Consider the following 7073-nt stretch of genomic DNA (forward strand, 5'->3'; position numbering starts at 1 on the left):
TGCCGTCGATGTCGAGGCTGGTGAGGCTTGTCAGGCCGGCCATCCAGTCCGGTAGTCCCTTAAGCCGATTGCCATACAGGCGTAGTTCGGTGAGGTCGGTGAGGTTGGCCATCCAGTCCGGCAAATGAGTGAGCCGGTTGCGACCGACATTGAGGTTAGTGAGGCCGGTGAGGTTGGCTATCCAGTCCGGCAGGTGGGTGAGCCGGTTGTTGCTGACGTCGAGGTTGGTGAGGCCGGTGAGGTTGGCTATCCAGTCCGGCAGGTGGGTGAGCCGGTTGCGACCGACATTGAGGTTGGTGAGGCCGGTGAGGTTGGCAAGCCAATCCGGAAGTTCCCTAAGTCGATTGTTGGAGATGTCTATGTTTGTCAGAGCTATCGTTCCAGGCAACTCTGGCAGTAGCGTCAGCTGTAGATCACTGAGATCGAGCACACCGTCGCCCTTAAGGTGAGCTTGATGAACGCGTTGACACGCCTCATGAAAATTGCTACGCATAGCTCGCTTAGACCTTCTCCTCAGTCCCATCCCTTCGGCCAAGGATCCAACAATTTTCCCGCCATGTCTCGGTTTTGTGGTTTTGGGTCTGGACTGCCTTGCTCCCAACCCACTGAAATCTGTGAGCAGAAAGTCCGGTTTGGGGGCTTTTCGGTCCTGGACTGGGCGAACGCGCGGTGCTGGAGGCGATAAGCAAACTCCCTAGTCTCTGTAATCGTTTACTCAGAACACGCCGCGCTGGCCCAGGGTCTCGACCTTCCTTGGTAACGGCCTGATGACTGGTCGAGTGCGGAATGATCAATTAAGCCCCGAAGGCTAATCAAGGCGTTTAGGAAGCTCAAAGGCGGTGGCTAAGTCGAAGGATAACCGCTCTCCTAAAACTGGCACCCTGGATGAAGTCGCTCGGAGCGTTCAACGCTCTGGGCATGTATTGGAGAGAACTCTGGCACCTTGTGGCGATGGTTCTTCCCAATGCCTTCCCAAGCTGGGCACGTCAGGTCGACGGAAGAGGCGTTTGCGCAGGTAGAGGGTGCGTCTCGTTGTGGCTGCGCGGGTGTCTCATAATCCCTGGGTCGCGGGTTCGAGTCCCGCCCGCCCTACCACTCGCGACCACCAGGAAAGCGCCCCTGACCTGGTGTTTTCCGGCCAGGGGCGCTCGGCGTCTTCCCGGTTGTGTGCGGCTGTGGCCGGTTGTCTGCGGGTGGCTGTGCCGAATACGTGCCGAAGTTTCGAGGAGGCCGTCAGCCTCCGCCGAGTGCCTCGGAGATCCGGCGCTTGGCCGTCTCGTCCTGGCCCACGATGCATTTGGCGTAGATCTTCAACAGCACGTCCACGCTGTGCCCCGCCCACGCGGCGACCTGGGTGGGGGGAACCCCGGCGTTGAGCCAGGTGGACAGGCAGGCGTGCCGTAGGTCGTAGACACGTCGGCCGAGCGGAGAGGCGTACTCGGCCTCGGTCAGCACCTCCGCCCGCGCCTTGTTCCAGGCGCGCCGGTAGGTGATCGTCGGCAGATCGCCGCCGTTGACGCCGACGAACAGCCGGCCGTCCCTGCCCGGTGGGTAGGCCGCCAGGTGCGCTCGGAGGAAGCGCACCAGCTCAGGCGTGCAGGGCACGGAGCGGCTCTCTCCTACGGCCCGGTGTTTGAGCTGGCGCTTCTCCCGCTGGGTGCCCTCGTCGGTCCACTCCTTGCCGACATCGGGAGCCGCGGTGTGGAACCGCAGCTCTCCCCAGGCGTTCGATGGCTCCTCCCACTGCCCGGTCTCCTCGTTCCAGACCAGGTCGGGCAGGGTCACGTTCGCCTTACACAGACCCACTGCCTCCTCGGGTCGTAGCCCGGCGTAGTACAGGACCGCGAAGAAGGCCACGAGCCGTGGGCCGCTCCGCTTCTGCGCGGCCACGGCCGCCAGGAGCCGCCGGGCCTGGGCGGGGTTGACGACGCAGTCCCGACTGACCTCGTTCGTGCTCTTCGGCGCCTGCCACCTCAGCCCCCGGATCGGGTTGCTCACCAGAAGCTTGAGCTCTACGGCGTAGTCCATGGCGCCGAACAGGATCGCCCGATTGCGGCGGGCGGTGCTCGCCGCGGCGGGCTTGCCGTCAAGCTTGGACGTCGCGATGTCCAGCACCCTGCGCATGGTCGCGGCATCTTCCAGCACGGAGACCGGGAGCGTGTTGCGCTTCAGCCAGTCGAGAGTGGGGTCCTCGGCGGAATCCTTGTCTCGGGTGTTGAAGGCCTATCGGGTGAGTGCCCTGCGGATCCCCTTTGCGGAGGCGGCGGCAGCTGTGTTGCCGCTGTTCGTGCTCCGGGCAGACCGGCCAAGCGGTCGGCGCCGACCGTGCCGACCAAGGCGCCGTCGGCGATGGCGTGCATGAGATGACCGTCCAGCCTCAACGTGATCGAGCGCCCGGCAAGCGCGAAGGCGATCTGGACGTGGCCGTCGTGATGCACTGTGCGGTCGACCTCCACGGCTTGGCCCGCAGCCACCACCAGGCGGCCGTTGAGACGCGGCAACGCCGCCGCAGCCGGTTCGGCCCCGGCCGGCCGGGCCCCGCGCATGGCCAGATAGGCCAGGTCCTCGGGCAGCAGCCGCGAGGCGACGGTGCGCACCCGGTGCCCGTCCAGCAACAGGTGGATGCTGCGCAGACCGGCCCAGATGGTCAAGGTCCGGCCGGTCAAGCCCTGGTTCACCCCGACGCGCTGTTTGCCGGGCACCAGGGTGATCTGCCCGCTGGGCGGGACACGGACGTCGAACTCCACCGCCCCGACGGGCGAGAACACCGCAGGCGGCTCGGCCACGTCGATTCCCACCGGCGGTGCGGGCATCTGCTCCTGGTGAGGTGGAGTGGATCCGGCCGGCACGGCGTCGTCCCGGGTGGGGCCATGAGGCCGGAACACGCCGGCCGGGGTGGCCATGTTCAGCGCCTGGTGTGGCCGTGCGTGGTTGTAGGTGTGCGCCCAGGCGTCGATGGCCCTCCTGCACCGCGGCCAGGGATTCGAACGGGGCCACGTGATCCAGCAGTTCCTGGCGCAGGGTCTTGTGGAATCGTTCGATCTTGCCGGTCGTGGTCGGTGAGCGGGGCTTGGTCAGCCGCTGGGTGATGCCGTTCTCCCGGCACACCCGCTCGAACAGCACCTCGACCGGCTGCGGGCGGATGTGTCGGCCGGTGAACTGCTTGCCGTTGTCGCTGAGAACTTCGGACGGGACGCCGTAGCGGCGCATCGCCGCGGTGAACGCCGCACACACCGCTCGTCCGGACGGGACGGCCACCACGGCGGCGATCACCATGAAGCGGGAGTGATCGTCGATGCCGGTGACCATCTTGCATTCCCGGCCATCAGCGAGCGGTACTCCGCCGACCAGGTCGAGTTGCCACAGGTGCATCGCCTCGCGCTGCCAGCGCCGGTAGGTGCGCTTGTGTTCTTGCTGCTGGGCCACGACGAGCCCGTTACGGGTCAGTACCCGGTGCACCGTTGCCCGGCCGGGCACCCGTTCCAGTTCATGCGCGCCGAGTTCGTGCGCGATCTGCTGAGCGCCCCAGCGTGGATGACGGCGCCGCATGTCGCAGATCAGCGCCTCGACCTCGGCCGACAGCCGGGTCGGGCTGGTCCGGGGCCGCCGCGACCGGTCGGCCAGCCCGGGTACGCCCTCTTGCTGAAAGCGCTGCCGCCAGGTGTGCACCGACTGCCGGGAGGTCCCATACCGGGCCGCGACCTCCCCGATCGGTGAACCTGCCAGCACCTCGCGCACCGCGCGGTAGCGGTATTCCACCAACGCCTGCTCATCCACGTTCGCCACCTGTGTGGAGATCGCCTGAACGTCTTCGTGGCGAGCACGCTGCCGTGCAGCGGTTAAGCAGGTCCCGAGACTTCACATCGACAGAAGGCGTGCCGAAAGGGCCAGGCCGGGTTGGCCGCGCGGTTGCGAACCCTCACAGGGTGACGAGGGTCTGCCGGTGTTCGCCGACCAGCAGCAGAAGTTGCGATCCCTCGCAGGGGAATGAGCACCACCAGTCTGCCCCCACGACGTCGACGGCCGCAAGCAACGGCGCCCCCATCCTTCTGGGCGGGGGCGCCGTCGAGCTGCTACAGCCAGACGCAGTTCTTTGCGTTGGCGAACACGCTGGAGTCGTTAAATACGCTCACCGCCGCGCAGTCATAGGACTGGCCCCAGGGGGTGATGGTGATCACGCCGGGACCGTTCATCGGGGTCGTGGGCCCGGTGCATCCTTCTCCGGTCAGCCACAGGAAGTGGAACAGTGGCTCGCCGGACTCCATCCTTCCCTGAGCGCAGACGAAGGTGCGGGTGGTGGCGGCGGCCGGGACCGCCACCAGCGGAGCCGCGAGAACCACGGCGGCGGCGGTGACGGTGAGACGTTTGATCAGGGACATGGGGGTGCCCTTTCACGAGGGTTGGCGAGACCGTTCGGGGGAGCGCCTCGAAGGTAACCCGGGAGAGCGATCCCACCCGCTGGCCGGAAGCGGACAGCGGCGGGGGTGTCCTGCCGCCCGCCCACCCTCGGCCAGCCGCACCCTCAGCTGATGCTGTTGACCCAGATGCCGATCGGGATGGACGCCAGAGCAGACGCGGCGAAGCCGAGAACGAAGAACAACCACTGCTGGCGTCGCTCGGCCCGGATGGTGGCCTGCGTCTCGCCGACAAGAATCTGCCGGATCTTCTCGGCCTGCTCTTGGTCGATCGCGAGAAGACGCTGCTGTTCCTCGGCTTGGGCGAACAGTTCCTCACGGGCGGCCTGCTGCGCGGCAAGATCACGGCGAAGATCGTCCATCAAACTAGCGGCTTCGGTGAACGCCGTGTTGACGGCCTCAACGCGACGGCGCAAAACCTCACCGGGATCCTCCGCTGCCCGTTCGAGGCGCCGCCGCCTTTCCCGTCTCTCCTGAACAAACCCCACTGTGACCGCGATCGCGGCAGGCACGACCAAAGGAGCGAACACCCCGAGAACCATCCAGAGCGGCTCTGAACTGTACTTCTGGTGTACGGCCACGACGGCCGCCGTCACGACAGCAAGCCCGAAAACCATGCTGGCGGCGAACTTGACCACCTCGACTACATCGCGGCGCCTCTGTGAGATCACCGCCCCATTTCATCGTGGCGACCTCGGCCCGGTGGGCTTGTGATCGGATTGCGATCGGCCAGATCTCCACGTCGTCGCCCGCGACGCCGAAAACCGAGCGGGATGCTTCCCGCGCCTGAACGCCTCGCCCAGATGCGTGAGATCAACTGACGCTCCGCCTGCGCACGATCACCCCTCCGGGCGACCATGGACGGCATGACACCCGACGACCCGATGCCCGACCACGTCCTGCAGGACGCTCTGAACCTCCGGGGGCCGTACCGCGAGCGGGCGGAGCCGCTGCTCCGCGTGGCCGAGCAGGTACACCACGGTGCCCCCGTCCTCCATATGGGGAACAGGGGCACCGTCGCGCTTGGGCTACACGCACATGGTGCGGGGGATATCGTCGCCGTAGTCCAGCCGGTACTGGCCTCGGCCGACGGGTTGCCCCTCGACTAGGATCCGACCGCGAGCGCCCTGGATACTGTCTGCCCCGTCAGGGCAGTGGAGCACTGGCAGGTGGATGGAACGCTCGGTACGCCGTACTGCGGCGCGAAGGTAGTCGCGGTGCTTCAGCAGCGACACCCCGTCCAGCAGGATCCCGGCCTCGGCCTGTGGCACCGTGACGTAGAACTCTGCAGGGATCGAGGAGCCATCAAAAGGCGTGTGCCGCGTGCAGTACAGGGTGTGCTCGAAGTCGAACGACTCCTTCATCGGCTGCTTCCCCTCCCAGGTGCTCCGCCACCTCAATCTGACCTCACCGTACGGCGCCTCGCGGTACACGATGCTGTCGGTGTGACGCTCGCCGAACCCAGTACAGGTGACCGCCGTAACGGTCTGCGTGATCGTGCTCATAGAAGTCCCCTTCGCTCGATGCATCCCGGGCCACTGTGAGCTACGACAACGGTTAGTGTCGCGGCCTGAACCCCGGAGCCTCGCTCCGAACGTGGAGCAAGGCGCCGGCAGTCCAGCATGTTTCTATGCTTGTGTCCTCGCTCATCGATCTGGGCCACGTCTGTGAACGATCACCTGCCCATGCAACCTGCCAGGCGGCTTCTGCGTCTCACCCAGGTACGAAGAGCCACCACCTGATCGAGGAACACACGGACACTGCCCGCGACATCCACGACCGAGCTCGTGACGCTCTCGAAGCCGCCGGAATCGCCGTGCATGACCATGACGCCGAAGGCGGAGCCGAAGACGCAGGCTTCCAAATCGACCCTGAGGGGCGTGTGCCGCTCCACCTCGACGGAGGCCTTCCCGACGATGCCTTCAAGGCCCGCTGATCGGAGCGGGCCAAGGGGGTGAACACCTCAGCGGCGAACGCTTCCAGCCGCTGCCGGGTGTGTGAGAGCTGTTCGGGGGTCGCTCCCGGAGCGAACCATCACACGGTGGCATCGACCAGTCGCAACAGGCCGGCCTAACAAAGCACTACTAGAGCCGGTCGCGGCGAGGAGTGCTGCGAGCGTGCCGCCGGGGGCGCTGTTTCACCTGGGGAGAGGTTGGACAGGTATGAGCGGGGATCGGCTGAACCTGGCCCATGAGGTGTCGCCGTATGTCACGGCGGCGATCGGCGCTTACGGCGGCGCGGTGCCGGTCAGGGCCAATGAAGAGGCGCCGACGCCACGGCCGGGTGGGGGCGCACGCTGCTGCGGCGCTTCTTTGGAGTCACCGCCGCCGAGGAGGAGATACCCGAGGCGGTGACGGCGCCGGCCCGCCGTCCACTTGACGGTCCACTGCGACGGCCGCCGCTGAGCTGGGGCTCGCAGCACCGGGGCGATGAGAGCCCACGGGGTGTTGACTTTGTCGCAAGGCATGTCGCACCATGTTGATACAAAGCTTGCGACAAAGGAGGCGCTGTGACCCCCGAACCGTTACCGGACACCGACCCGCCGACGAGCACGCCCGATCTACGCATGGCGGGCGTGTGGCTGGCCATGCACGACCTGGCCGGCACCCGCCCGACCCCGCTGCTCGCCAGCCGGCTCGCGGTCCGCAGACGCGCCCG

General features: G+C 66.5%; 7 protein-coding genes and 1 pseudogene. All 8 read right to left on the minus strand.

Annotated features, from left to right (window positions below; translation table 11 throughout):
* Positions 1-430, minus strand: a 430-nt coding sequence (locus tag ACFYY8_RS41915) for a leucine-rich repeat domain-containing protein (protein ID WP_390050668.1), incomplete at its 3' end; no start/stop codon positions are given.
* A gap of 803 nt (positions 431-1233) precedes the next feature.
* Positions 1234-2145, minus strand: a complete 912-nt coding sequence (locus tag ACFYY8_RS41920; protein ID WP_390050669.1) for a tyrosine-type recombinase/integrase — start codon at positions 2143-2145, stop codon at positions 1234-1236.
* A gap of 23 nt (positions 2146-2168) precedes the next feature.
* On the minus strand, positions 2169-3002 hold the full coding sequence (locus ACFYY8_RS41925) for an integrase core domain-containing protein (protein ID WP_390050674.1): 834 nt from the start codon (positions 3000-3002) through the stop codon (positions 2169-2171).
* Positions 2974-3786: pseudogene (locus tag ACFYY8_RS41930) on the minus strand (IS481 family transposase); the annotation flags it as partial. The pseudogene ACFYY8_RS41930 and the gene ACFYY8_RS41925, both read right to left, overlap by 29 nt.
* Positions 3787-4073: 287 nt before the next feature.
* Positions 4074-4379: a hypothetical protein gene (locus tag ACFYY8_RS41935; RefSeq protein ID WP_390050670.1), complete on the minus strand. Its 306-nt coding sequence runs from the start codon at positions 4377-4379 to the stop codon at positions 4074-4076.
* A gap of 143 nt (positions 4380-4522) precedes the next feature.
* On the minus strand, positions 4523-5053 hold the full coding sequence (locus ACFYY8_RS41940; RefSeq protein ID WP_390050671.1) for a hypothetical protein: 531 nt from the start codon (positions 5051-5053) through the stop codon (positions 4523-4525).
* 201 nt (positions 5054-5254) lie between these two features.
* On the minus strand, positions 5255-5413 hold the full coding sequence (locus ACFYY8_RS41945; protein WP_390050672.1) for a hypothetical protein: 159 nt from the start codon (positions 5411-5413) through the stop codon (positions 5255-5257).
* A gap of 30 nt (positions 5414-5443) precedes the next feature.
* Complete coding sequence (locus ACFYY8_RS41950; RefSeq protein ID WP_390050673.1) at positions 5444-5920, minus strand: hypothetical protein; 477 nt, start codon at positions 5918-5920, stop codon at positions 5444-5446.
* Between the last annotated feature and the right edge of the window lie 1153 nt (positions 5921-7073).

This window comes from Streptosporangium sp. NPDC001559 (genome assembly GCF_042893955.1).
In the GTDB taxonomy this organism is placed as follows: Bacteria; Actinomycetota; Actinomycetes; order Streptosporangiales; family Streptosporangiaceae; genus Streptosporangium.